This window comes from Robiginitomaculum antarcticum DSM 21748 (assembly GCF_000365025.1).
Classification (GTDB): domain Bacteria; phylum Pseudomonadota; class Alphaproteobacteria; order Caulobacterales; family Maricaulaceae; genus Robiginitomaculum; species Robiginitomaculum antarcticum.
In genome coordinates this window covers 298,238-321,990 of the sequence record NZ_KB823012.1, presented here as the reverse complement: position 1 = coordinate 321,990, position 23,753 = coordinate 298,238, and the positions used below count along the sequence as shown (strand labels likewise).

At 55.2% G+C, this 23,753-nt stretch carries 24 protein-coding genes and 1 other RNA gene; 18 read left to right on the top strand and 7 right to left on the bottom strand.

The annotated features are described in order from the left end of the window. Window positions 1-17: 17 nt before the first annotated feature. A complete protein-coding gene (locus tag H142_RS0108435; protein WP_017931686.1) occupies window positions 18-2,864 on the top strand; it encodes a M16 family metallopeptidase in 2,847 nt (948 codons plus the stop codon). A gap of 47 nt (window positions 2,865-2,911) precedes the next feature. Here the strand turns inward: H142_RS0108435 and H142_RS14985 are convergent, their stop codons facing one another. The 4 genes from H142_RS14985 to gap all read right to left on the bottom strand — a co-directional run bounded on the left by H142_RS14985 (window position 2,912) and on the right by gap (window position 6,897). Further along, window positions 2,912-3,538, bottom strand: a complete 627-nt coding sequence (locus tag H142_RS14985) for an FKBP-type peptidyl-prolyl cis-trans isomerase (protein ID WP_017931685.1) — start codon at window positions 3,536-3,538, stop codon at window positions 2,912-2,914. A 69-nt stretch (window positions 3,539-3,607) separates the two neighbouring features. Continuing rightward, window positions 3,608-4,651 (bottom strand): class I fructose-bisphosphate aldolase, encoded by a 1,044-nt coding sequence (locus H142_RS0108425; protein ID WP_017931684.1) that lies wholly within the window; start codon window positions 4,649-4,651, stop codon window positions 3,608-3,610. Between the two features lie 11 nt (window positions 4,652-4,662). Beyond that, window positions 4,663-5,856, bottom strand: coding sequence for a phosphoglycerate kinase (locus tag H142_RS0108420; protein ID WP_017931683.1), 1,194 nt, complete (start codon window positions 5,854-5,856; stop codon window positions 4,663-4,665). A gap of 36 nt (window positions 5,857-5,892) precedes the next feature. Further along, entirely contained in the window at window positions 5,893-6,897 is a 1,005-nt protein-coding gene (gap, locus tag H142_RS0108415) for a type I glyceraldehyde-3-phosphate dehydrogenase (protein ID WP_026147900.1), read from the bottom strand. Between the two features lie 217 nt (window positions 6,898-7,114). Here gap and H142_RS0108410 point away from each other — a divergent pair, with 217 nt between their 5' ends. From H142_RS0108410 to H142_RS0108375, 9 genes are all read left to right on the top strand, one after another. Then, window positions 7,115-7,477: a hypothetical protein gene (locus tag H142_RS0108410; RefSeq protein ID WP_017931681.1), complete on the top strand. Its 363-nt coding sequence runs from the start codon at window positions 7,115-7,117 to the stop codon at window positions 7,475-7,477. Window positions 7,478-7,483: 6 nt separating this feature from the next. Then, window positions 7,484-7,852 carry a cell division protein ZapA gene (locus H142_RS0108405; protein WP_017931680.1) on the top strand — a complete coding sequence of 123 codons (369 nt, stop codon included), beginning with the start codon at window positions 7,484-7,486 and terminating at the stop codon, window positions 7,850-7,852. Between the two features lie 69 nt (window positions 7,853-7,921). Further along, a non-coding RNA gene (gene ssrS / locus H142_RS17310) (6S RNA) lies at window positions 7,922-8,080 on the top strand. 79 nt (window positions 8,081-8,159) lie between these two features. Then, entirely contained in the window at window positions 8,160-8,726 is a 567-nt protein-coding gene (locus H142_RS0108400; RefSeq protein ID WP_017931679.1) for a 5-formyltetrahydrofolate cyclo-ligase, read from the top strand. A 1-nt stretch (window position 8,727) separates the two neighbouring features. Then, window positions 8,728-9,546, top strand: a complete 819-nt coding sequence (locus tag H142_RS0108395) for a TIGR00282 family metallophosphoesterase (protein ID WP_017931678.1) — start codon at window positions 8,728-8,730, stop codon at window positions 9,544-9,546. Continuing rightward, window positions 9,543-10,586 carry a GTPase ObgE gene (gene obgE / locus H142_RS0108390; RefSeq protein ID WP_017931677.1) on the top strand — a complete coding sequence of 348 codons (1,044 nt, stop codon included), beginning with the start codon at window positions 9,543-9,545 and terminating at the stop codon, window positions 10,584-10,586. Before H142_RS0108395 ends, obgE begins: the two co-directional genes overlap by 4 nt. Continuing rightward, on the top strand, window positions 10,586-11,713 hold the full coding sequence (gene proB, locus H142_RS0108385) for a glutamate 5-kinase (protein WP_017931676.1): 1,128 nt from the start codon (window positions 10,586-10,588) through the stop codon (window positions 11,711-11,713). The genes obgE and proB overlap by 1 nt, the downstream gene beginning before the upstream one ends. After that, window positions 11,710-12,993 (top strand): glutamate-5-semialdehyde dehydrogenase, encoded by a 1,284-nt coding sequence (locus tag H142_RS0108380; protein WP_017931675.1) that lies wholly within the window; start codon window positions 11,710-11,712, stop codon window positions 12,991-12,993. Before proB ends, H142_RS0108380 begins: the two co-directional genes overlap by 4 nt. 2 nt (window positions 12,994-12,995) lie before the next feature. After that, window positions 12,996-13,562, top strand: coding sequence for a nicotinate-nucleotide adenylyltransferase (locus H142_RS0108375; protein ID WP_017931674.1), 567 nt, complete (start codon window positions 12,996-12,998; stop codon window positions 13,560-13,562). On the opposite strand, the gene H142_RS14980 is transcribed toward H142_RS0108375, so the two are convergent. Next, complete coding sequence (locus tag H142_RS14980) at window positions 13,559-15,562, bottom strand: TonB-dependent receptor (protein WP_017931673.1); 2,004 nt, start codon at window positions 15,560-15,562, stop codon at window positions 13,559-13,561. The genes H142_RS0108375 and H142_RS14980 overlap by 4 nt on opposite strands. 55 nt (window positions 15,563-15,617) lie before the next feature. After that, entirely contained in the window at window positions 15,618-15,920 is a 303-nt protein-coding gene (locus H142_RS16850) for a hypothetical protein (protein WP_156811961.1), read from the bottom strand. Between the two features lie 110 nt (window positions 15,921-16,030). On the opposite strand from H142_RS16850, the gene rsfS reads away from it, so the two are divergent. From rsfS to H142_RS0108325, 8 genes are all read left to right on the top strand, one after another. Then, window positions 16,031-16,492 (top strand): ribosome silencing factor, encoded by a 462-nt coding sequence (gene rsfS, locus H142_RS14975; RefSeq protein ID WP_083898986.1) that lies wholly within the window; start codon window positions 16,031-16,033, stop codon window positions 16,490-16,492. A gap of 4 nt (window positions 16,493-16,496) precedes the next feature. After that, a complete protein-coding gene (locus H142_RS0108355) occupies window positions 16,497-16,967 on the top strand; it encodes a 23S rRNA (pseudouridine(1915)-N(3))-methyltransferase RlmH (protein ID WP_017931670.1) in 471 nt (156 codons plus the stop codon). An 11-nt stretch (window positions 16,968-16,978) separates the two neighbouring features. Beyond that, window positions 16,979-18,205, top strand: a complete 1,227-nt coding sequence (locus tag H142_RS0108350; protein ID WP_017931669.1) for a murein hydrolase activator EnvC family protein — start codon at window positions 16,979-16,981, stop codon at window positions 18,203-18,205. 139 nt (window positions 18,206-18,344) lie between these two features. Next, window positions 18,345-19,670: a S41 family peptidase gene (locus tag H142_RS0108345; protein ID WP_017931668.1), complete on the top strand. Its 1,326-nt coding sequence runs from the start codon at window positions 18,345-18,347 to the stop codon at window positions 19,668-19,670. Between the two features lie 63 nt (window positions 19,671-19,733). Further along, a complete protein-coding gene (locus H142_RS16950) occupies window positions 19,734-20,213 on the top strand; it encodes a hypothetical protein (RefSeq protein ID WP_017931667.1) in 480 nt (159 codons plus the stop codon). Next, complete coding sequence (locus H142_RS14970; protein WP_169331830.1) at window positions 20,158-20,988, top strand: divergent polysaccharide deacetylase family protein; 831 nt, start codon at window positions 20,158-20,160, stop codon at window positions 20,986-20,988. Before H142_RS16950 ends, H142_RS14970 begins: the two co-directional genes overlap by 56 nt. Further along, window positions 20,985-21,473, top strand: a complete 489-nt coding sequence (locus H142_RS0108330) for an RNA pyrophosphohydrolase (protein WP_017931665.1) — start codon at window positions 20,985-20,987, stop codon at window positions 21,471-21,473. The genes H142_RS14970 and H142_RS0108330 overlap by 4 nt, the downstream gene beginning before the upstream one ends. Before the next feature lie 3 nt (window positions 21,474-21,476). Beyond that, window positions 21,477-22,808, top strand: a complete 1,332-nt coding sequence (locus tag H142_RS0108325; RefSeq protein ID WP_017931664.1) for a TCR/Tet family MFS transporter — start codon at window positions 21,477-21,479, stop codon at window positions 22,806-22,808. A gap of 24 nt (window positions 22,809-22,832) precedes the next feature. Here the strand turns inward: H142_RS0108325 and H142_RS0108320 are convergent, their stop codons facing one another. Further along, window positions 22,833-23,705, bottom strand: a complete 873-nt coding sequence (locus H142_RS0108320; RefSeq protein WP_017931663.1) for a hypothetical protein — start codon at window positions 23,703-23,705, stop codon at window positions 22,833-22,835. Between the last annotated feature and the right edge of the window lie 48 nt (window positions 23,706-23,753).

Sequence of the window (23,753 nt, the reverse complement as noted above, 5' to 3'; positions counted from 1 at the left end):
CCATCCTGGAGATATGTGTGAAAAACACCTTTAAACACGCCGCAATTTTACTTGCCGGAGCCTCACTGATTGCGATTACGGGCTGTAGCAAGGCCCCAGAAACCCAGACTTATGATTTTGTCCATGAGATCAGCGATTTAAGCCCGGACGAAAACGTTTTTTACGGCAAGCTGGAGAATGGCATGCGTTACGCCATCATGGCTAATGCCACCCCGACCAATAGTGCCTCCATGCGCCTGCGCTTTGACACCGGCTCTCTCAATGAAACAGATGATACGCAAGGCCTCGCCCACTTCCTCGAACATATGGCCTTTAACGGTTCGCAGAATATGCCCGAAGGAGAAATGACCAAGACGCTGGAGCGTTACGGTCTCGCCTTTGGCGCGGATACCAATGCCTATACCAGTTTTGACGAGACGGTGTATATGCTGGAGCTTCCGTCCACGACAGATGAGATGTTCGATATCACCTTCAACATTATGCGCGAGACTGCGGACCGCCTATCGCTAGCCGAAGATGCGATTGACCGCGAGCGGGGCGTTGTTAAATCAGAAAAACGCCGCCGGGACAGCGCAGCCTATCGCGCACAGCTCGCAAGTTTTGATTTTTATCTTGGCGAGAGCCGCATTCCCTCGCGCTTGCCGATTGGCGAAACCGAGGATTTAGACGCCATAAAAAGTGCGCAGTTCCGCGGTTATTATGAAGGCTATTATCGACCTGAAAATGCCTTCCTTGTCGTAGTTGGAGATTTTGATCCCGCCGAGATTGAGACAAAAATTAATGATAATTTCGGCGACTGGCAGGCTACGGGCGATGCCGCAGCCAAATTGGACGCCGGATCGATTTCAAAAAACACGCAGCGTGTGGGGTATTTCTCTGACCCCGAAGTCCAGACCAGTATGACCATTTCCAAAATGGGCCCCGTGACCGACCGTCCGGATACAGCGGATCACCGCAAACAGGAGTTACTGGTCAGTTTCGGCAATACTATTCTAAACCGCCGCATTGCGACCTTGGCCCAAAAGCCCGATGCAAAATTCATCGGCGGCGGCGCGCAATCGACGGAGCTTTACGGCGCCGGAGATATCAGCACGTTGACCATCTCAACCGAGGCGGATAATTGGACTGACGGACTCGATATTGCCGAGCAGGAACTACGCCGCGCGCTTAATTTCGGCTTCACACAAACTGAGATGGATGAGCAGATTGCAAATTACCGCAAAGGCCTGCAGGTGTCCGTTCAGACTTCCGGTACGCGCCGTACGCCCGGACTGGCCAGCCAGCTTGTGGGCTCATTTAGCAATGAATCTGTTTTCACCACCCCTCAAAGCTCTCTGGAGCGGTTTGAAGGTTACGCGGACAGCATCACGCCAGACGCCGTGTTTAAAGCCTGGACAGCGCGCTGGACCGGCGTTCTCGACGCACCGCTGCTCTACTTACAAACATCAAAACCTGTCGCCGATCCCGAATCCGTAATTCTGGCCGCATATAAGGACAGCGCTGCTAAAGACGTAACGGCTCCCATGGTGACCGAAAATACGGACTTCGCCTACACCGTTTGGGGTGAGCCTGGCGAGATCATCTTCCGCGACCATGTTGAGGATTTGGATATTCACCGCGTCAAATTCGACAATAATGTCCGCCTAAACATCAAAAAGACCGATTTTCAAGAAGGCTCTTTGCGGGTCATGGTGCGCTTTGGTGACGGCTTTTTATCTCTGCCCGAAAATAATGTGAATGTTCAGGAGTTCTCTGACTATGTTATGTCCGCCGGAGGCCTCGCCGCACACAGCGCCGATGACTTACGCCGCATTATGGCAGGTAAATCCGTCAGCGTCCGCTTTGGCACTGCGGCTGAAACTTTTTACTTATCGGGTGGAACCACGCCCGATAATTTGCGCGATCAGCTCAATTTAATGGCGGCTAATCTCACGGCGCCAGGCTATCGTCCCGAGGCTAAGGCGAGCTATGACAAACGCATCCGCAGCTGGTATCCGACACTGGACAGTACGCCCGGCGGCGTCTCACAACGCGACGTTCCGCGCTTGATCCGCAGCGGCGATACCCGTTTCGGTATCCCCAATGAAGCCGAAATGCTGGCTATTGATAATGATCAGGTGCGCGCGTGGCTTGATCCGCAAATGGCCAAAGGCGCGATTGAAATTTCGATCATTGGCGATGTTGATATTGAAGACGCTATTACGCAAGTCGGGGCTACTTTCGGGGCTCTGGATATGCGCAATGATATTGTAGCTGATTATCCGCAGGCGCGGGTTCTGAATTTCCCGGCTGGAACGTCCACACCCGTCACCCTTATACACGAAGGTGAGGCGAACCGGTCTGCCCTACAGGTTTATTGGCCGGCACCGGACGGTACGGATATTTTGCGCTCGCGCCGCATTGGCGTTTTAGAGCAGATTTTTTCGAACCGTCTGGTTGAGGTGATACGCGAAGAAGACAGTACAACATATTCACCCAGCGCGTTTCGCTATTCGCCCCAAACCTATCCGGGCTATGGATATGTGGGCGTGTCGCTGGATCTTCGCCCCGAGGATATCGCGCCGATGTTTGCCCGCATTGATGAAATTGCAGCCGATTTTGCGGCCGGCAATATCTCAGACGATGAATTTGACCGCGCGGTTAAACCGATCCGCGAGCAGATAGAGGAATCCGAGGAATCAAATGCATATTGGGGGGGCGTCATTGCGCAGGCTCAAACGGACGAACAGGATTTGGACAATGCGCGCACCCGCAAACAGGTTTATCAGGACATGACGCTGGAGGATTTAAAACCGCTCGCAAAAGAGATATTCGTCGAGCCGAGTGCGTACCGCGTTCAAATATTGCCGAAACCTAACGAGTAGCGGCTGGGAAGCCACAAAAAAGCCCCGCATATCTGCGGGGCTTTTTGTTATTTGGGACCAACCTCAATCATTTCCAAACGGAAAATCAAGGGCGAATGAGGCGGGATGAGATATCCCGGCGCACCGCGGTTAGGAACGCCCTGCGCGCCATAAGCCAAAGCTGGCGGAATATAGAGCGTCCAGATATCCCCGGGCCGCATCATTTGAAGCGCCTCATTCCATCCCGGAATTAGGCCGCCGACAGGAAATACGACCGGTTCGTTACGCGCAATTGAGCTGTCAAAGACGTCGCCATTGCGAAGTTTACCTTCGTAATGAACTTTAACCTTTTGTTTCATAGCTGGAAGCGGTCCGCTCGCATCACCTGATTCTCTTATCGTATATTGCAAACCGGACGGCGTTGTGATCACGCCCTCGCGTTGACCATTCGCGCGCATCCATTTCTGCGCCTCTTGCAGGTCTGTTTGTCCAGTTACGGCGACATCCGGCGTGGATGGTGTTTCGTCAACCGTAATTTCCGCGGTGGGCGTTTCGGCGTCAACAGCGCCGCTATCAATATCAGTGACTTCGACATTGGCCGTCCGTCCGTCATCCATTTTCGTGTCATCGTTTTTGCCGCAAGCTGTGAGAGCCAGAGCGGCGCCTAGTGCGGTTGTGATAAACAAATTTTTCATGTTCAGTCCTTTCGACTTACAGCCTGTCATAATCGTTAACGCGGCAATTGGTTCCCATTTGGCGTGATATTAAGCGTCTTCACGCTCGGCTTTTTCGCTCCATTCGCCCATGCTGGCCAGCCCGTTCATTTTAGCGCGGTGATCAAATGCGGCCTGTGCAGCGTCGTAATTTTCCGCTTTACCCTGCCACGCATTAAGCGCGCTTTGCTGCAAGGCCCGGCCATATGAATAGGTCAGCTTCCACGGAAAACCGCCGATTTTATTCATCATATCCAGATTGCGCGTGGCTTCTTCATTTTCCTGCCCGCCGGAGAGAAATGCTATGCCCGGAACAGCGGCCGGAACCGTGTCCTTGAGCACTTTAATCGTGCGCTCGGCAATTTCTTCGCGACACGGCTGCTGCGCACATTTTTTGCCTGAGACAACCATATTGGGCTTCAAAATTATGCCTTCCAGTTTAACGCCTTGCTCATAGAGCTCTGTGAACAAAGAGTTCAGCGTTTTTTCTGTCACCTCATGGCAGCGTTCTATCGAGTGATATCCGCCCATCAGCACTTCAGGTTCGACAATCGGGACGATATTAGCTTCCTGGCATAACGCGGCATAGCGGCCCAGCGCGTGTGTATTGGCTTTGATACCGCCGCGTGTTGGCGTCGATCCGACATATTGGTCGGGATGCGAAATTTCGATAACAGCGCGCCATTTGGCAAAGCGCGCGCCGAGTTTGTAATACTCCGCCAGACGCTCGCGTAGACCATCCAGTCCCTGGGTAATCGTCTCGCCCGGACGGCCCGCCAGAGGCGTCGTGCCCATATCCACCTTAATACCGGGGATGACATCATGACTCTTAATCAGATCGACTATCTTCGTGCCGTCCGCCGCGTCTTGGCGCAAAGTCTCGTCATACAAAATGACCCCTGAAATATGCTCCTTCATAGCCGCTTCCGTGCAAAACAGCATTTCGCGCCAGTCACGACGCGAGTCGAATGTGCTCTCTGTGTTGATGGAATCAAACCGTTTACCGATTGTGCCCGTCGACTCGTCCGCCGCTAAAATACCCTTACCGGGGGTGACCATTTTCACGGCCACTTTGTGTAGCGCTTCAATATCCATAACTCTCTCCACTAATTCGAAATCGCTGTGACGCCGGGAAGGGCTTTGCCCTCCATCCACTCTAAAAAGGCGCCGCCTGCTGTTGAAATAAACGTAAAATCATCTGCCACCCCCGCATGGTTGAGCGCGGAGACCGTGTCCCCACCGCCTGCCACGCTAATCAACTTCCCGTCGCGCGTACGTTTGGCCGCATATTGCGCGGCTTCCACGGTCGCCGTATCAAAAGGCTCCAGTTCAAACGCCCCCAGAGGCCCATTCCAGATGAGCGTTTTCGCCCTATCCATGGCGTCAGCAATGGCGTTAACCGTCTCCGGTCCCGCGTCCAATATCATCTCGTCGGAGGCGACGTCTTGCGGCGCGCAAACACGGCTGGCCGCATAAGCTTTAAACTCTTTTGCCACGACAACATCGACGGGCAGCATGATCTCGCAAGACGCATTACTCGCCGCAGCCATGATTTGCCGCGCCGTATCGGCAAGGTCATGCTCGCATAATGATGCGCCGACATTGACGCCCTTGGCCGCCAGAAATGTATTGGCCATACCGCCGCCAATGACAAGAATATCCAATTTGGACACAAGGTTTTGCAACAGATCGATTTTCGTCGAAACCTTGGCCCCGCCGACAACAGCCATGACAGGCGGCTTAGGATGATCGAGCGCTTGGGACAGATGATCAAGCTCGCGCTCCATCGCCAGTCCGGCGTAAGCGGGCAAATAATCGGCCAGACCGGCCGAACTCATATGAGCGCGGTGCGCGGCACTGAACGCGTCCTGAATAAATACATCGCCCAATGTCGCCACTTGCGCTGACAATTTGGGATCATTGGCAGTTTCGCCGGGCAGAAAGCGGGTATTTTCCATTAACAGGACGTCGCCTGAGTTTAAAGCTTTCACAGCGTCGCGCGCGGCCTGCCCTGTCAAATCTTCACAAAATGTGACGGGACTGCCCAGCAAAGCCGCCAGCGGATCCGTCAGAAATCCAAGTGAAAGAGACGGATCAATCCGGCCTTTGGGGCGGCCGAAATGCGAGAGCAGGACAATTTTAGCGCCTGCCTCTTGAAGCGCCTGTATCGTCGGCACAGCAGCGCGAAGCCGCGTATCATCGGCAATGCCGCCGCCCTCTGTCACCGGCACGTTAAAATCCACGCGGACAAGCGCCGTTTTATTATCGAGACTGGCATTTTCAAGGCGGCGGAATTTCATAGGGTCTCCAAAGATCTAAGCCCGGTTTAGCAGTCTTTAAGCCTGCATCATCGCGCGCGCCACATCAATCATCCGATTGGAAAATCCCCACTCATTATCATACCACGCCACAATTTTCGCCAGATCTCCGTGCAAGACCTTTGTCAGCGGGGCTGCAAAAATGGCGCTATGCGGATCATGGTTCAGATCAGAGCTAACCAGAGCCTGTTCGGTATAGCGCAACACGCCTTTCATTGGGCCGTCTGCGGCGGCTCTCATGGCCGCATTTATCTCGGCGGCGTCGGTCGAGCGGTCAGGCTGTATCGCCAAATCGACCATAGATACATTCGCCGTGGGCACGCGCACGGCCGAGCCGGAGAGCTTGCCCGCTAGGCCCGGAAGCACAATGCCAACCGCTTTGGCCGCGCCGGTGGATGTCGGAATCATATTCAGGCCTGCCGCCCGCGCGCGGTATAAATCCTTATGGCTGTTATCGAGTATGCGTTGATCCTGGGTGTAGCTATGCACGGTGGTCATAAATCCACGCGCAATTCCGCAGGTGTCCATTAAAACTTTGGCCACGGGCGCAAGGCAATTTGTCGTGCAGGAAGCGCAGGAGACAACCGTGTCGCTTGCGCGCAAGGTCTCGTGGTTCACGCCGTAAACGATCGTGCGGTCAATCTTGTCGCCGGGCGCGGAGATAAGAACTTTCTTTGCGCCGCCGAGAATATGTTTTGACGCGCCTTCTTTGTCCCGGAAAATACCCGTGCATTCCATAACGACGTCCACACCTAGATCTGCCCAGTCTATCGCAGCCGGATTTCGCTCATGGGTGACGCGTATGGCTTTGCCGTCAACGATTATTTTATGAGCGTCAAATGTTACTGTTTTTGAAAAGACGCCGTGGACACTGTCATAGCGCAGCAAATGCGCTTGGGTTTCAATTGCGCCGGGACTATTAATTGCAACCACCTCAACATCTTTGATGTTGCGCTCTGCAATAGCGCGGACGACCAGACGGCCAATACGTCCGAATCCATTGATACCAATACGAATTGTCATGATAATTGCCTTCTTGTGGGCGTTAAGCGAACGGCGTTGCATACGCTGTGCCGCATCTCGCGTCCACTTACAGCGACGCGGCCATGGGTTCTAGCCACCCCATATGTCAAATTGACGCGTGACAGCGCTGTCACTTAAAGTTTTATCATATGCGTATAATGCGCACAGGCCAACAAAGACTTGGATATGCAGGCAAATTGCGCCATATCAGGACATTATGAGCGAAGATTCGACCATTCAGAATAACGACGCCATCAGCGTTAAAGGGGCAGCGGACCGATTGCAGCGGGCTGTCGCGTCGCTATCCGCCGCGCTGACGCCGATAAAATCACGTATAGACGCCCTTGAAACGCAACATGCAGGGCAGTCACGTCTTGAAGAAGATCGCCGCAAATTATCCGGCGAGCTTGATAGCGCTATGGCAGACGCAAATCTGGCCAAAAAAGGTGAAGCGGATGCAAAAGCCCGCGCCGAGCAACTGCTTGAGCGTGAGGCCGAGTTCTCAAAGCTGGCTGAGGAAACCATGCAGGAAATGGACATGGTCATCTCTCAAGTCAAGCTGGCTCTGGGCAAGGAATAAAGCGCTATGGCCAAGGTCAATCTGGAAATTAACGGACGTAAATACGCTCTGGGCTGTGATGAAGGCGAAGAAGACCGCCTCTTGCGTCTGGGCAATGATCTGGACACCCGCGTTAGAGCGCTGGCCGATCAATTCGGGCAAATCGGCGATGTTCGCCTCTTAGTCATGGCCGGAATTACCATGTCCGATGAAATTTCCGAAATGCGCACCGATCTGGAAGGTCAGGCCGCTGCCATGACTGAAACTCTGCGCAAAGATGCCGACCGCGCCACACATAAGGCTGTCCGTCAGGAAAATGATGCCATAAATGCGCTGGCCAGCGCGGCTGAAAAAATTGAAAAACTCGCCGCAGGCCTGCGCCGCGACGACGCTTAAATCTTTCTCACCTTATAAGGGTCTTTGCGCTTGCGCTTATCCGTCCCCGCGCCCACATAGCGCTTAAGGCGGTTACTGCGGGTCTCGTGATGGGCATTTACCCCAGGGACCTTAAACACCCGAACGGGAGCTGGCTCTGTCTAGGCCGTGGTCTAGTTAATTCCGGCGCCCACCTAAAAACTAGGTTCACGGGGGTTTACTCGCGCACACGGATTCTGTGGTGCCGCCCCTCGCGCTTTGCGCGGGCACACTTACATCGACGCGGAAATGCTATCTCTACGCCTGCTCATCATTTACACCTCTTCCTATGTCCCTCATCGCCCTAGAAAAAACCCGCGCGCGCCTTCAGGCCAAAGCTATTCGCGGTGCAGTTACGTCTAATCACGCAGGTGCGTCCATAGAGCTGATCAACCATTTCCCCGCAGGCACTTTTCAAAACGCAATTATTGGCGGGTTCTGGCCAATGGGTGACGAGATCGACATTCTTCCCCTTATGAGCGCGCTATTAGAGATGGGGCACACAATCGCCCTACCCGCTGTGACCCGCAAAAATCACCCGCTGGAGTTTCGCCGCTATCACATCGGAGATGCGTTAGAGCGCGGTCCGCATGGCACGCGGCAGCCGCCTAAATCCTCAGAGACTTTACGCCCAAATCTTATCCTGATGCCGCTTCTGGCCTTTACCCATTTGGGTGAACGGCTGGGCTATGGCGGCGGATATTATGACCGAACATTGGCTAAGTTGCGCGAGTCGCATGACGTTTTCGCTTGCGGGGTGGCCTATGCTGCGCAAGAAGCCCAAATTCTGCCGACAGAGCCGCATGATATGCGTCTGAACGGCATTTTAACAGAGATAGAATTCAGGCGTTTTTAACATGAGATTTGCGTTTTTTGGAGATGTGGTGGGCCGTTCAGGCCGTCTGGCTGTGACGCGTCATGTGCCGCGCCTGCGTGAAGACCTGTCACTGGACGCCGTCATTGTGAACGCGGAAAACGCCGCCGGCGGCTTCGGCCTGACCCGCGCGACGGCCGCAGAGCTGTTTGATTGCGGCGTCGATGTCCTGACGCTGGGCAATCACAGTTTTGACAATCCGCAAGGCATTACTGTCATAGATGATGATCAGCGCATATTGCGTCCGTGTAATTACCCCGCAGGCCAAGTTCCGGGACGGGGCGCAGGGCTTTACGATATAGGCGGCTACCAAATTCTCGTGATCAATGTACTGGGCCGCGTGTTTATGGACGCGCTCGACGATCCATTTGTCGCCGTCGAGCGCGAATTAGCGAATGCTCCGCTGGGCGATGTCGCCGACGCCGTTATTGTCGATATGCACGCCGAAGCGACATCAGAGAAAAACGCTATGGGCGTGATTTGCGATGGCCGCGCCAGCCTTGTGGTCGGCACTCATCAACATATCCCCACTGCGGATACCCGCATTCTCCCGGGCGGCACGGCTTACCAGACCGATGCCGGTATGTGCGGTGATTATGACAGCGTCATTGGTATGGACAAAGAAGAACCTGTCCACCGTTTTAAAACCCGTATGCGACAGGGCCGCTTTTCACCTGCCAGCGGCGAGGGCACATTATGCGGCATATATGTCGAAACGAACTCAAAAGGCCTCGCGGTTCGCGTAGAGCCCATTCGAATAGGTGGACAACTCGCGCAGAGCCGTCCTAAAGCACAGCCATGAAATTCCTAGACCAAGCCAAAATCTATATTAGCTCCGGCCATGGCGGCGGCGGATGTATCGCCTTTCGCCGTGAAAAATTCGTCGCCTTTGGCGGTCCCAATGGCGGGGATGGCGGACGCGGCGGCCATGTCTATATCGAAGGCACGGCTGATTTGAACACGCTGATTGATTTTCGCTATAAACAGCATTTCAAAGCTAAAACCGGAACGCCCGGCATGGGCAGCGATATGACCGGTGCGGCGGGCGAAGATATGATTATCCGCGTCCCCATCGGCACACAGATCATTGACGCGGATAGCGAGGATATGCTGATCGATATTTCCGAAGACGGTCAGCGCGTTCTTCTTGCGCGCGGCGGCAATGGCGGCTGGGGTAATGCCCGGTTTAAAACGGCGACCAACCAAGCGCCGCGCCGCGCCAATCCCGGTGAAGACGGCGAAGAGCGCTGGGTCTGGCTGCGGCTAAAACTCATTGCAGACGCCGGGCTGGTCGGTCTGCCTAATGCCGGAAAATCAACATTTTTGTCCGCAGTCAGCGCGGCCAAGCCGAAAACCGCCGCCTATCCCTTTACGACTTTGCGCCCCCATCTGGGCGTGGTCGATTACGCTGAAACCGCGCGTTTCGTTCTGGCTGATATTCCGGGCCTGATCGAAGGCGCGAGCGAAGGCGCGGGCATCGGCACGCGTTTTCTCGGCCATATTGAACGCTGCGCAGCACTTGTCCATCTGGTCGATGTCACCGGTAAAGACCCTGTTGAAGCGTATAAAATCATTCGCGGCGAGCTTGCAGCCTATGAAAACGGCCTTTCCGAGAAGCCGGAAATCCTGGCCCTTAATAAAATTGACGCCGTGGATGCCGACACGCTAAAAAAGGTATCCAAGGCGATTAAAAAGGCGTCGGGGAAGACCCCCCTTCATGTGTCAGGTGTATCCGGCGAAGGCGTCAGAGACGTTCTGGGTGAAGTGTTTAAATTAGTCGATGCGCGCCGCGCCGCCGAGAAAAAAGAAGGCGAGCCGGAAGCGGAAAGCTGGAGCCCGTAATGGGCAAGTACATAACCGCTCTATCTGAGTCTAAAACTCTTATCGTTAAAATAGGATCGGCCCTCTTGGTCGATGCTGAAACCGGGCAGCTGCGCCAGGCTTGGCTATCCGGCATCGCAACCGACATCGCCGATATACGCGCGCGGGGAACAGACGTTATTATTGTCTCCTCGGGCGCGATTGCGCTGGGCCGTACGCGGCTTAATCTTCGCGGTCGTCAACTTAGCCTGTCAGAAAAACAGGCCTGCGCCGCAGTCGGTCAGGCCGTACTGACCCGGGCTTATGAGGACGCGCTGGCACAGCACGGCTTTGCGACGGCGCAGGCTTTGCTCACCTTGCCCGATACCGAAGACCGCACGCGCTGGATCAATGCCAGCCGCACATTGCGCGCGCTGTTAAAATTGGGAGCTGTCCCGGTGATTAATGAGAACGATACAGTTGCGACCGATGAGATTCGTTATGGCGATAATGACCGCCTCGCGGCGCGCACGGCGCAAATGGTGGGCGCGGATATGCTGGTCCTGCTGTCAGATATTGATGGCCTCTATACTGCAGATCCGCGCCGTCATGCCCGCGCGCAGCACATGCCTGTGATTGCACAGATCACGCCCGGTATTCTGGCTATGGGCGGCGATCCCAATTCCAAGGCCGCCATGGGCAGCGGCGGCATGGCCACGAAACTGCTTGCCGCGCAAATTGCGGTCAAAGCGGGGTGTCATATGATCATTACATCGGGAGAAGTCGAGCGGCCTTTATCGGCACTGCAAAGCGGTGCGCGGGCCAGCTGGTTTGTCGCCCATGCCGATCCGGCCAGCGCGCGCAAGCAGTGGATTTCAGGTCAGCTTCGCTCTCATGGGCAGCTCCATATTGACGACGGCGCAGCCCATGCCCTGCGCAGCGGCAAGAGTCTGCTCCCCGCTGGCGTTACGAAATCGGCAGGAAGTTTTAGCGCCGGAGACGCCGTCACTGTGGTGCATAACGCTAAAGCCATCGCCAAAGGGCTTGCGGGATATGACGCAGCGGAGACGCAGCAAATATTAGGCCTCAAATCCGGCGACATTACAGGCGCGCTGGGCTATAGTTTGGGCGCAGCCCTGATCCACAGAGACAATCTTGTTTTGCTATGACTCTTAAGAATACCATCACTGACCTGCCGGATTATATGGCTAAAATGGGCCGGAATGCCGCCAGAGCGGCTAAGGCGCTTCGCCTCTCATCGGGGAAATCCCGAGCGGAAGCGATTGCGTCAATGGCCCGGTCTATCCGCGCGCAATCCAGCGCCATTCTCGACGCCAATGCGCTGGATATGAAAGATGGCAAAACCAAAGGTCTGTCCCCCGCTATGCTGGACCGTCTGGCGCTCACGCCGCAGCGTATTGATAATATTGTGAATAGTCTCGACGATATCGCCGCCCTGCCGGACCCTGTCGGACTGGAAGACGCACATTACGCTCCGCCTAATGGTTTAAAGATCGCCCGCGTGCGCGTTCCGATCGGCGTGATCGGCATTATCTATGAAAGCCGTCCCAATGTGACCGCAGACGCAGGGGCTTTGTGCGTCAAATCCGGTAATGCGGCGATATTGCGCGCGGGGTCGGAAAGCCTGCGCAGCGCTATGGCCCTTCATAAGGCCATGACTGCGGGCCTAAAAAAAGTGGATTTGCCGGAAACATGTGTGCAGCTTGTCGCGACGACAGACCGGGATGCCGTCGGGCATCTTCTGACGGGGCTGGGCGGCAAAGTTGATCTGGTGATCCCGCGCGGCGGCAAATCGCTGGTGGCGCGCGTACAAAAAGAGGCGCGCATTCCCGTGCTCGCTCATCTGGAAGGCATTTGCCACAGCTATGTCCATGGGGATGCCGATATCGACAAAGCCCGCGCGATTGTTTTGAACGCAAAAATGCGGCGCACAGGCATTTGCGGAGCGACCGAGACACTGCTAATCGACGCGTCCATTGCACCGAAAGTTTTGCCTTTAATCGCCCAGGATTTACGCGAGGCCGGATGCGAATTGCGCGGATGCGCGCGCTCGCGAAAACTCGTCCCGCAGATGAATGCGGCGACAGACGAGGATTGGATTACAGAATATCTGGATGCTATTCTCGCCGTAAAAGTCGTTGACAATATTGACGGTGCGCTCGCCCATATTGACGCTTTTGGCAGCGGACACACGGACGCTATCATAACCGAAAATGAGGCCGCCGCGGCAAAATTTATTGCCGGAGTCGACAGCGCCATTGCCGTTCATAATGCCTCGACCCAATTTGCCGATGGAGGAGAATTTGGCTTTGGCGCGGAGATCGGTATTGCCACAGGGCGGCTGCATGCGCGCGGCCCGGTCGGCGCGGCGCAACTGACCACTTATAAATACGCCGTGCGCGGCAATGGCCAGATCAGACCTTTATAGTGATGAAAGTCGGACTGTTCGGAGGAAGCTTTAATCCCGCCCATGAGGGCCATAAAATGGTCGCGCAGTGCGGGCTACGCGATCTGGGTCTGGACGAGGTCTGGTGGCTGGTCAGTCCGGGCAATCCGCTTAAAGCCTCAACGGATAATTATGAGGCGAGGGTCGCCAGTATCGAAGCGTTAGACCTGCCGCGCCAGATGAAGATCAGCCATATCGAGCGCGATTATGGTACGCGTTACACCGTCGATATGCTGGCGCGTCTGCTCGCCCGACACACGGATACGCAATTTGTCTGGATGATGGGCGCGGATAATTTACTGCAAATGCCGCACTGGAAAGACTGGCAGGTCATCATGCACGCTCTGCCCATCGCTGTTATTGCGCGGCCCGGCGGGGGTCTGAAGCCGCGTCTGGGACAGGTCGCCCGTCAATACGCGCAGGCGCGTATTGACGAGACAGACTCACATAATATTGCCGACATGACTGCGCCGGCATGGGTCTATCTGACCCCGCCGCTCAATTATCAAAGTTCAACAAAGATTAGGCAGCAAACTCCAGCCGGTTCTTAAAACGCGGCGCGGATAGACAGCCGCAGATTGCGGCCCGGGAGCGGCACATCGTCTTTCAAAAACGAGGTATGTTGCCGCGCATCTTCGTCAAAAATATTCATGACAGAGGCCGAAATCGTCACATTTTGCGCGGCGTCAAAGTGCCAATCTGCAAATGTATTGACCAGAGTATAGGCTTTCGTTGGGGTCTCCAGCGCAGCCAGATTTTCGGCTTCTGCGACATATTCCGCCTCTACACGGTAACTTCGCGCGCCGTGGTCAAAGTCCAATCCGGCAAGAATTGAGAGCGGCGGAATGCGCGGCAGGTTACCGCTATCGGTTTCCGCGCGCACATATTCCAGCAGCGCGTCGCCGCTTATATCCAAACCGCCGATAGAGAATAAATCCCGCCCGCCTTGCAGTTCAAATCCGCTAAAACTTGCGTCCTCCGCCCCATATTGAAAGACGGGTAAGCCGTCCTCCATAGCGCCCGTTTCGCGTTCAAAAATATAGTCCGAATAATCGGTGTAAAACAGGTTCAGGGTGACAAAATGGCCGTCTTCACGGTGGCGCAAGGCCGCCTCCACGCCTGTCGCGGTTTCTATGCCGAGTGCATCGTCACCGCGTTCAAATTGCGATGTCGCCAGATGCGGGCCGTTTGAGAACAGCTCTTCGCTGGACGGCGCGCGCTCTGTGCGAAAGACCGTGCCGCCAATACGCACTGCATCGCCAATATGGCGGTCTGCGCCAAGGGAGACGCTAAACCCGTCAAAGCTGCGTGTATTTCGAGTGCTATTATCTTCGATCTCTGTGCGCTCATACCGTGCTGCTCCTTCGAGGTGGAATTCGCCGATTTCTTTTTCTTGGAAAGTGTAGATACCTACACTGTCTGTTGACGTCGGCGGCACAAAGGCTTCATCGCCAATGGCTTCAAAATCACGGTGGGTGAGTTGCAGCCCGTAAGCTTGCCCGCGCCCGTCGGGCCTGTTTCGCACAGCTTCCGCACGCATCTCATAGCCTTCATTATTGAAAATTGTGCCGACTTCGCCCGGCCCTTCAAATTCAATATGTTGATAATCGGCTATGCCTGCAAAGACATTGATACGATCAAAATAGCCGTCCATTTCGAGGCCTGCGTTAAAATCAAACCGCTTTTGTTTCAGGCTGATTGTAACGTTTTCTTCCTCCTCTTCTTCGGCCTCTTCATCATGATCCTCGTCTTCGTCATGACCTTCTTCTTCCTCATGACCGTGACCGCCGGGTATGCCGTAATCGGTTTCAAATTCATGATAGGCTCCGCTGAGCGTCAGCGCGTTGCCAATATAAGAGCCGCCTAACGTGACGGAATTTGATTGTGATTGCGAGTTTTCAATGCTCTCCCCATTTGCGCGGTAATCGCCAGCGCCGCGCGCCGTGACGCCTAGATGCAAAACGACATTGTCGCCCAATTGTTGGTTAAGCGCTGCTGCGCCTTCGCGGCCGCCATCCACGGAGGACACGCCCAACCGGATCGCGCCGTCGCGGCCGTCATCCGTCAAAGTGGTCGGCATACGCCCGTCAATGACGTTGACAACGCCGCCGCTGCCCGAGCTGCCGAAGCGCAGCAGCGCCGCGCCCCGCACCACTTCAATGCGTTCGGCCTGGGCCGGCTCTGCCGCGACCGCGTGATCGGGGGACGCCGCAGAGGCGTCGATAGAGCCGATGCCATTCGTCAAAATGCGCACGCGGCCTGCACCCTGCCCGCGAATAATCGGGCGTGACGCGCCCGGGCCGAAAAATGTCGAGGACACGCCGGGTTCAGACTTTAGCGTCTCGCCCAGCGTGGGGGCAATCCGGCGGGCCAAATTATCGCCCGAGATTATGGAGAGGCCGGTAATGGCCTCGTCAGGCGTTTGGTTAAGAGGGCTACCCGTGACGATAATTTCGTCTTCAAAGCCGGGTGAGGTTTGGGCCTGCACATGTACAGGAATGAGAATGGCTGAGCAGGCTGCGCCCAGCAGTAAAGCACGAGAATTTATCATGGTGAGTCTTTCAAATACAATTAATCATCCGCGCGCGGCGCGGGGCAAAGAGGATTTAAAAGATGGCGGGCGGACCTCGCTTAGGCGGACCGCGAACGGGCGTAATGGCAATGCTTTTGCTGTGGAAAGACACATATGTCATCGGTGCAGGGCGGGACATGAACAGCGAAAATTCAGCGACGGGCAGGGCGATGGCAGCGTTCTGCTCGCCGCCGGACTTCATAATGAGGCAAATATCGCAGGGCATGTTATGCGCGTCGTTATGTGGGACATGACCATGCGCCGCCGCCGCGCCCATACCCCAAAGGAGCAAGGTTAAAAGCGTAAGCCGCAAAAATAATCGATGAAGCGCGTTCATGAATGCACCATTATAACATTATGTGATGAAACGAAACCCCTTATCTACTGTAATGAGCTGTGGCATTGACTGTTTTCCCGTATGGATAATCATGTTAGGCGACATATTGTATTTTAATCACAGGAGCCTTTGCGCTGACTACCCGGTATAACAAAGGCGAAGGATCTGCAGCAGATCCGATCGCCATCGAGGGCAATGTTGAAGACGTCCTTAAACTGACTAAACTTATCGAAGGCGTTTTGGACGAACATAGCGCGCAAGATATGCTCCGTATCGATCTGGACGGAAAAAGCTCGCTTGCCGATTTCATGATCGTGGCCTCGGGCCGCTCCAACCGTCATGTGAATGCGTTGGCGGACTATGTTCAGACTGCCCTAAAAGAATACGGCCTGACGAAAATGGGCATTGAAGGCACTGAAAGTAATGATTGGGTCCTGATTGATGCCGGTGATTTAATCATCCATATTTTCCGCCCTGAAGTCCGCGAATTTTACAATATCGAAAAAATCTGGACCTCTCCGGCCGGCGAAGGTCATTTGGCCGATAAGGTGGCCGCGAAACCGGTCACGTAGCCGCGTGAAGATCACGGTCCGTGCAGGCGGCGTCATTAAATCCGGCCCTGAACGCGATCTTATTGACGATTACCTTAATCGTGCTCGCGCCCTGTCCCGTAATCTCGGTGTGCCGCATGTGACCGAAGAGCAGATTGACCTGCGCTCTAAAAAGACCCGCCGCGAGCAAAGCCTTGCCGTTATTGGCGAGCCCCCTGCCGGCTCAATTACCGTCTATATGGACGAGCGCGGCAAAGCGCTGACATCTCGGCAAATTGCAACACACATAACGCGCTGGCGTGATGACGGCGTCTCCGAACTGGTTTTCCTGATCGGCCCGCCGGACGGGTTTGACCGCGATTACGTGCCGAGTGGCGTGGTTATGTGGCAGCTGGGAAAGCCGGTTTGGCCTCACAAACTTCTACGCATTATGTTATGCGAACAAATCTACCGCGCCTTTTCCATATTGGCCGGAACGCCCTATCACAGAGATTAGGATATAGCGCCGTGCGATATTTAAGCCTTATCCTTCTCGTCGCTCTTTGGCCTTTATCGGCCCTGGCGCAGCAGCCGGACACCCAGCAGATAGAGGCGCTGGAGCGCCAGCAAAAAGCGGCAGAAGCGCAGCGCGCCGGGCTTGAGACTGACCGCGAAGCGGCGCGCCTTGATATCGCCCGGCTCCAGAGTGAACTGGTTAAGCTCGGCGCTGAAGTAGAGCGCTATGAAAAAGCGGCGCGCGCCGCCGACGCCCGGCTTGAAACATTAGTCAAAGACGAGACCGCACTTAATGCGCAAATTTTCAAAAACCGTAAAGATCTCTATATTCTGCTCGCCGCCCTGCAACGCATTGACCGTAATCCGCCGCCTGCTCTGGCGACCCATCCCGATAATGCCCGCGCCGCCGCGCAGGCCGCCCTGCTGATCAGCACGATGACGCAGCGCGTATCTGAAAAGGCGCAACGTCTCACGCAGCAGCTTGACGCCCTTCAAACCGTACGCGCCGAAATAGAAACGCAAAAGGCCAAGCTCGCAACAACCGAGATTAAACTCCGCGATAAACGCGGGCAAATCACGGCGCTGATCAAAGACAAAAAAACGCAGGAAGCCAAGCTCGGTGAACAAAGCGACGCCGCCCAAAAGCGCGCGGATCAATATGCGCGCGAAGCAAATTCCCTGCGCGAATTGATTGCCAATCTCGAAGCCGATGCCGATGTGACCCCGCGCGTCAAACCCGGCCGCAGCGACGAGCCCAGCGGACAGATTACGATACGCGGCATCCCTGTGCCGCAGCTCAAACCGCCGCGCGACAGCTCGCCAGAGCCGCTTATTCTTCCCGATACACTGCGTTTCGCTGACGCGAGGGGCAAGCTTCGCCCGCCCGCCCGCGGCCGTCTGGTCTATAAATTCAACCAAACTTTGCCGGATGGCGAACGCGCAAAAGGCGTCACCGTCAGCACGCGCAGCGGCGCGCAAGTCCTTGCTCCGTTCTCAGGACGGATAGAATTTGACGGGGCTTTCAAGAATTATTCACGCGTCGTGATTCTCAATGTCGGAGACGGTTACTTTATTGTTCTGACAGGAATGAGCGAAAGCTTTGGCAAAAAAGGCCAAATGGTACTGGTCGGTGAACCGTTGGGTCTTATGGGTAATAGTGCAGGTCAGCTTTACATCGAATTTCGCAAAAGCGGAACGCCGGTTGATCCTTTGCCATGGCTGGGATCTAATTTTGGATAAATATACCGCCTAGGCACATCCATTGCAGGTAAACCTGTCAATCGCGTCATTGTGAGGTAATGTTAATTCAGTTTTCAGCGCAAAACACTTTGCACAGGCTATTTTGAAGACTAGGTTAGCCCTAAGAAGAGGTAATATTATGAAATATGGTCTGCCATTATTGGGCGCTGCAGCGGCAACGGCGCTGTTTACATTCTCCACCGCGAATTACTCAGCCTTTGCTGTGGAAAAACCGTCCAATGCGCAAACCTTTCAACAGCTGGGTTTGTTTGCTGACGTTCTGGCGCGTATCCGAAAGGATTATGTTGTCGAAGTTGATGACAGCGAGCTGATAGACGAAGCCTTGAACGGTATGTTGCACTCTCTGGATCCGCACAGCTCATATATGAATCCCGACGATTTTCGGGATATGACCAGCACGACGCGCGGCGAATATGGCGGCCTGGGCATGGAGGTTACGATCGAAGACGGCGTCGTCACAGTGATCACGCCCATGGACGACACACCTGCGGAACGTGCCGGCATTCAAGCGGGTGACAGCATTGTCGAGATTGACGGCGAGAGCATATTGGGTCTGTCTCTCACTGAAGCCGTGGAGAAAATGCGCGGCGCGGCAGGCGAGCCGATTGTTATCACTGTTATACGCGAAGGTGCCGACGAGCCGATTGAAGTGTCGATGGTGCGCGAAGTGATCAAGCGTAAAGTTGTCCGTTATGAAGTCAAAGACGGCGTCGGCTATGTGCGCATTTCTTCTTTTAACGAAAATACCGGTGAAGAACTGGAAAATGCCGTTAAAGAACTGAAAAAAGAAATAGGCGGGAAACTTCCCGGTCTTGTTGTCGATCTGCGCAGTAATCCGGGTGGCTTGCTGGACCAATCCGTCCGTGTTTCCGGCGTCTTTTTGGATGGCGGCGAAGTCGTCTCCACCCGCAGCCGTGATCCGCGTGACACAGCGCGCTATAATGCCAAACGCGGCGACATGCTTAAAAATGTCCCTGTCGTTGTTCTGATTAACGGCGCTTCAGCCTCCGCTGCAGAGATTGTTGCAGGCGCTCTGCAAGACCGCGAACGCGCGGTTGTTGTCGGCATGACAACCTTCGGTAAAGGCTCCGTGCAATCCGTTATTCCGCTGGCCGGTGGTCGCGACGGCGCTCTGCGCCTGACGACAGCGCGCTATTATACGCCGTCAGGCCGCTCTATTCAGGGCCTTGGCGTGGATCCCGACATCGCGGTCTCATATGTTAAAGATGATGGCAAAAAACGGCTAAATATTAGCGAGAGCGATTTGCCCAACACTTTGGAAGTCGAGCGCATGAATGATGAAGGCGAGCTTGTCGAAAAAGAAATCATTATCGATTACCCGCCGGAAGACTTTGAGATCGATGACGATTATCAGCTCAAACGCGCAATCGAGATCGTCAAGCGTGACGATTTTAATTCCTTAATTGGATCGGGCGCGCGCTAAGCGTCTGATTTAAATTCAGCAATGGTGCTGGCGCGACTCATCTCTGAGCGCTATTGATGGCGCATGTCACGCGCGATTTATCGATATAGCCGCAAAGGCCCGTCGCTAAAGCGTCATCTGGTGATGGCGCTTTTAGTGGTGCTGCTTTTGCCCGCTATGATCGGCGCATATGGCTATGTCTCAGGTCATGCCGAAGACGCAACGCCGCAGGGCTACGCCGTTCTCGATATAATGCCCCAATCCGCGCGCCCTAACCAGCTGGACGGTCAGCTGCTCGGTCCCGTCGATATCCTTGACCCCGCGGATAACGCACAAACCGCGCAGATCATGCCCATGATTGCCGGCGTGGATGGTATTATGGCCGGCACAGAGACAGATGCGCCGCGCCGCGCGACGTCTAAGCCGCCCTCTGTCATTACGATTAACGGTGAGCCCGTTAGCGCCGGCGAAACCGCCTATATCGGACGGCAGCCTGCGCCCGGGCAATATGTCCCTCAATCAGTCAGCAATCCCTTTGCGCCGCGCGCCGATTGCAGGATATAGCAAACAAGGCCCATTTGGCGCTGTTCCCGCGCCAAACGCCGCCGGACAGACACCTTTCGAGGTCTATGCCAAACCCTTTGCCGCGCGCAAGGACAGCACAAAACTAGCCATTATCGTGCGCGGCCTGGGCCTCAACGCGGCTTTAACCCGGCGCGCCATTGATGAGCTGCCGCCGGAAGTTACCCTTTCCTTTGCTCCTCATGCCTCGGGCTTGCAGGGCTGGATCGATAAGGCCCGCGCCAAAGGTCATGAAGTTGTTTTAGAAGTTCCCATGGAGCCGTATAATCTGGCGCAGGCTAACCCGGAAGATATCCCGCCTTTTTTGCTTCGCGTCGATGTTACTCCTGCTGATAATGCCCGTATGCTCGACCGCATCCTCAGCCGCGCTCAGGGCTATTTCGCGGTCACGAATTTTTACGGCGAGCTGTTTCTCGACAGTCCGATTAAAGCGGCGCCGGTCTTTGGACAGCTACGCAATACGGGCCTCGGCTTTATATATTCCGAATCCGATCAAAATGGCCGCATAAGCGCACTCGCCAGCGGCATACCGTGGACACAGGGGCGCGCCTATATCGATCTGGGCGAAGGCGCGGCGCGTGTGCACTCCACGCTGGACGCGCTTGAGGCCAGCACCAATCCCGGCGGCGCAATTCCTCTGGCGGTGGGCGGGGCGCTGCCTGCTACATTGGACGGTATAAATGTCTGGGCGGCAACGCTGGAAGACACGGGCACAATCATCGTGCCTGTCAGTTATAAGATCAAAAATAATCCATGACATTACCGACCGGCGAGGATGACGCTTACCGCCCTGCAGCAGGGGTCTGCTTGTTCAATGGTGACGGCAAAGTCTGGCTCGGACGGCGGGCCAATACGCCTGCCCCTTATTGCTGGCAATTTCCACAAGGCGGTATTGATGCGGGCGAAGACCCGCTCTACGCCGCTATACGCGAAGTCCACGAAGAAACCGGCGCGCATGTCAATTTACTCTCCCCGCTCGCGCAGGTTCAGGACTGGCTCTATTACGATATACCCGGCGGGCATCGCCGCAAAGAACGTCTCTGGCATGGACAAAAACAACGCTGGTTTGCGTTTCGCTATCATGGCGGCGAAGATGATTTTAATTTGAAATACCACATGCCCGCGGAGTTTACGCAGTGGCGCTGGGCCAGTCTCAGTGAAGCCTGCGATCTGATTGTGCCGTTTAAACGCGACCTTTATGCCCGTCTGGCGCAAGATTTTGCGCATCTGGAAAACGTCTAGATCATGGCCGCGCCGCGCACAGCCGGGAAGAACGCCCTCGCCTTTGTCCTGATTACGGTGTTGATCAATGCCATCGGCTTTGGAATTATCATTCCGGTTCTGCCCGATTTGGTCGGAGAGTTAACAGGCGCAAAGGAAAATCTGATCGGCCTGCATATGGCAGGGCTGACATTTATTTGGGCGCTGTTGCAGTTCATATTCATGCCCATCATCGGCGCGCTATCCGATAAATATGGACGCCGACCGATCATGCTGCTCTCGCTCTTCGGTCTGGGTATAGACTATTTCCTCATGGCCTTCGCGCCCGCCATTGCCATCCTATATGTCGGGCGGGCCGTATCGGGCGCATTCGGCGCAACTTTTTCCACCGCCAATGCCTATATCGCTGACGTTACGCCGCCGGAACGCCGGGCGCAAAATTTCGGCCTTGTCGGTGCAGCCTTCGGCGCGGGCTTTGTCCTAGGCCCCGCAATTGGCGGTATATTAGGCGATCCGACAGGCATTCTGGGTGATCTAGCCGGACCGCGCGTGCCGTTTTTTGCCGCAGGCGTGCTGTCCATTATTAATGTCATTTTCGGCTATATCGTTTTGCCCGAAACATTGGCGCAAAAAGACCGCCGCGACTTTAGCTGGGCGCGCGCCAATGCGCTGGGCGCGCTGAAGTCCCTGAAAAAGATCAGAGGCGCGCAAGGGCTTATCTTCGTGCTCTTCCTTCTGGCGACGGCGCATACGGTCTATCCGACAACCTATACCATCTCAATGCAGACCAAATTGGACTGGACATCGGGGGATGTCGGCTGGTCTTTATTTGCCTTCGGAATTGCGCAGATTATCGTTCAAGGCCTCCTCATTCGCTGGATCATTCCCAAGACAGGATTGTTTTGGGCCGCAATTATCGGCATCATAACCGCCGCCATCGGCTATGCCATGATGGGCGGGGCGTGGGCCGGATGGGTGGTCTACGCGGCAGGGCCGTTTGCGGCGATGGCCGGATTATACGGCCCTGCCATCAATAATATGATCAGCTCGCGCCTATCCAAATCTGAACAGGGCGAGCTGCAAGGCGCCATCGGCGCGGCGCAGGGCCTCGCCATGATGGTCGGCCCGATCCTGATGGGTGTCAGTTTCTTCTATTTCGCACAGCGCGGCAGCGGTCATTATCATCCTGGCGCGCCCTTCTCAGTCGCCGTCCTGCTTGTGATAATGGCGTTCATTGCGCTAATACTGGTCACGACCCAAGCGGACAGGCGGGCTAAGGCCCCGAAAGCCGAGCCGGGCGTCGACCCCGCGGCTATGCCTCAGCCTCCAACATCGGATATCGACCCCGCGACCTAGACTCTAATCTTATTAATACTGATTTTATTGCGGGGCTTTGAAATAGATTGTGGTTGAGGCCCGGGAGGAGTCAAATACAGCTACGCTATTTTTCCTACTGGGTTTAAACCGCCATGCATGAACCGCGCGCGAGACAGGATCAATCAGCACGTCATCGGCACAATTAATTTTTACATTTGAGGCTACGCCGGTCGGCGTGACCGTCCATGTCACATAGCATTGAGCGTCACGGCGCAGACCGGCAGGTGTCGTCGGCGTTATGGCGTCGAGCACTTCAAACTTGACCAGCTTTCCGCCGGACGCCTGCAAGGCTTTATAATATGGATTATCAGCTTTATTCTTGACCGTCTGCGTCATCGCTGTGACGGCAGGATCGCGGTGTTCGACAGGGCCGTCTTTAATGGCTTTTTCAAACCATATGGCTGCCTCATCCCATTTATTTTCGGCGGCGAGGTTTTGCGCATAAAATAAATATGTCCGCGTGATCCCGGCTGCAGCGGGGCTTTCGCAATAGGCATTTTGCGCTGACGGCGTCATGACACAGATTTGCGCCGAGGCGTCTTGATCCCCTTCATCTGCAGCTTTTTGGCAGAACCCGAGCGCCGTTATGTCATCAGTAAAGCCGCATAATCCGACTGCGGCGTCCCCATTGCCGGCCTCGGCCATGTCCAGAAGCATGTCATACGCTGTTTGTTTCTGTGCGCCGTTACCATAGCGGGTATACATTTTAGACAAGCGTAGTTTTTCTGCGGTGCGATCTCCGCCTTTCGCTATAGCGGCTTCAAGCTGCGCCGTGCTGAGCGTTGAAATATCGGGTTTGGAGACTTTTTTCTCACAACCAACACTCGCCAATAACGACGCTAACGCGACAGCGACCATAAATTTATTGAACGCCATATATCTCCCCCATTTTATGCCACGATTGTGCACCGGAGATGTCATTCG

What these genes read in the sequence shown, in the direction of transcription:
- H142_RS0108425 (WP_017931684.1), bottom strand. Translation starts at nt 4,651, where the DNA reads ATGGATATTGAAGCGCTACACAAAGTGGCCGTGAAAATGGTCACCCCC.
- H142_RS0108375 (WP_017931674.1), top strand. Translation starts at nt 12,996, where the DNA reads ATGAAAGTCGGACTGTTCGGAGGAAGCTTTAATCCCGCCCATGAGGGC.
- H142_RS14970 (WP_169331830.1), top strand. Translation starts at nt 20,158, where the DNA reads ATGTCCCTCAATCAGTCAGCAATCCCTTTGCGCCGCGCGCCGATTGCA.
- H142_RS0108345 (WP_017931668.1), top strand. Translation starts at nt 18,345, where the DNA reads ATGAAATATGGTCTGCCATTATTGGGCGCTGCAGCGGCAACGGCGCTG.
- proB (WP_017931676.1), top strand. Translation starts at nt 10,586, where the DNA reads ATGGGCAAGTACATAACCGCTCTATCTGAGTCTAAAACTCTTATCGTT.
- H142_RS0108420 (WP_017931683.1), bottom strand. Translation starts at nt 5,856, where the DNA reads ATGAAATTCCGCCGCCTTGAAAATGCCAGTCTCGATAATAAAACGGCG.
- H142_RS14985 (WP_017931685.1), bottom strand. Translation starts at nt 3,538, where the DNA reads ATGAAAAATTTGTTTATCACAACCGCACTAGGCGCCGCTCTGGCTCTC.
- obgE (WP_017931677.1), top strand. Translation starts at nt 9,543, where the DNA reads ATGAAATTCCTAGACCAAGCCAAAATCTATATTAGCTCCGGCCATGGC.
- H142_RS14980 (WP_017931673.1), bottom strand. Translation starts at nt 15,562, where the DNA reads ATGATAAATTCTCGTGCTTTACTGCTGGGCGCAGCCTGCTCAGCCATT.
- gap (WP_026147900.1), bottom strand. Translation starts at nt 6,897, where the DNA reads ATGACAATTCGTATTGGTATCAATGGATTCGGACGTATTGGCCGTCTG.
- H142_RS0108400 (WP_017931679.1), top strand. Translation starts at nt 8,160, where the DNA reads ATGTCCCTCATCGCCCTAGAAAAAACCCGCGCGCGCCTTCAGGCCAAA.
- H142_RS0108405 (WP_017931680.1), top strand. Translation starts at nt 7,484, where the DNA reads ATGGCCAAGGTCAATCTGGAAATTAACGGACGTAAATACGCTCTGGGC.
- H142_RS0108380 (WP_017931675.1), top strand. Translation starts at nt 11,710, where the DNA reads ATGACTCTTAAGAATACCATCACTGACCTGCCGGATTATATGGCTAAA.
- H142_RS0108330 (WP_017931665.1), top strand. Translation starts at nt 20,985, where the DNA reads ATGACATTACCGACCGGCGAGGATGACGCTTACCGCCCTGCAGCAGGG.
- H142_RS0108395 (WP_017931678.1), top strand. Translation starts at nt 8,728, where the DNA reads ATGAGATTTGCGTTTTTTGGAGATGTGGTGGGCCGTTCAGGCCGTCTG.
- H142_RS0108320 (WP_017931663.1), bottom strand. Translation starts at nt 23,705, where the DNA reads ATGGCGTTCAATAAATTTATGGTCGCTGTCGCGTTAGCGTCGTTATTG.
- H142_RS0108325 (WP_017931664.1), top strand. Translation starts at nt 21,477, where the DNA reads ATGGCCGCGCCGCGCACAGCCGGGAAGAACGCCCTCGCCTTTGTCCTG.
- H142_RS0108410 (WP_017931681.1), top strand. Translation starts at nt 7,115, where the DNA reads ATGAGCGAAGATTCGACCATTCAGAATAACGACGCCATCAGCGTTAAA.
- H142_RS16850 (WP_156811961.1), bottom strand. Translation starts at nt 15,920, where the DNA reads ATGAACGCGCTTCATCGATTATTTTTGCGGCTTACGCTTTTAACCTTG.
- H142_RS16950 (WP_017931667.1), top strand. Translation starts at nt 19,734, where the DNA reads ATGTCACGCGCGATTTATCGATATAGCCGCAAAGGCCCGTCGCTAAAG.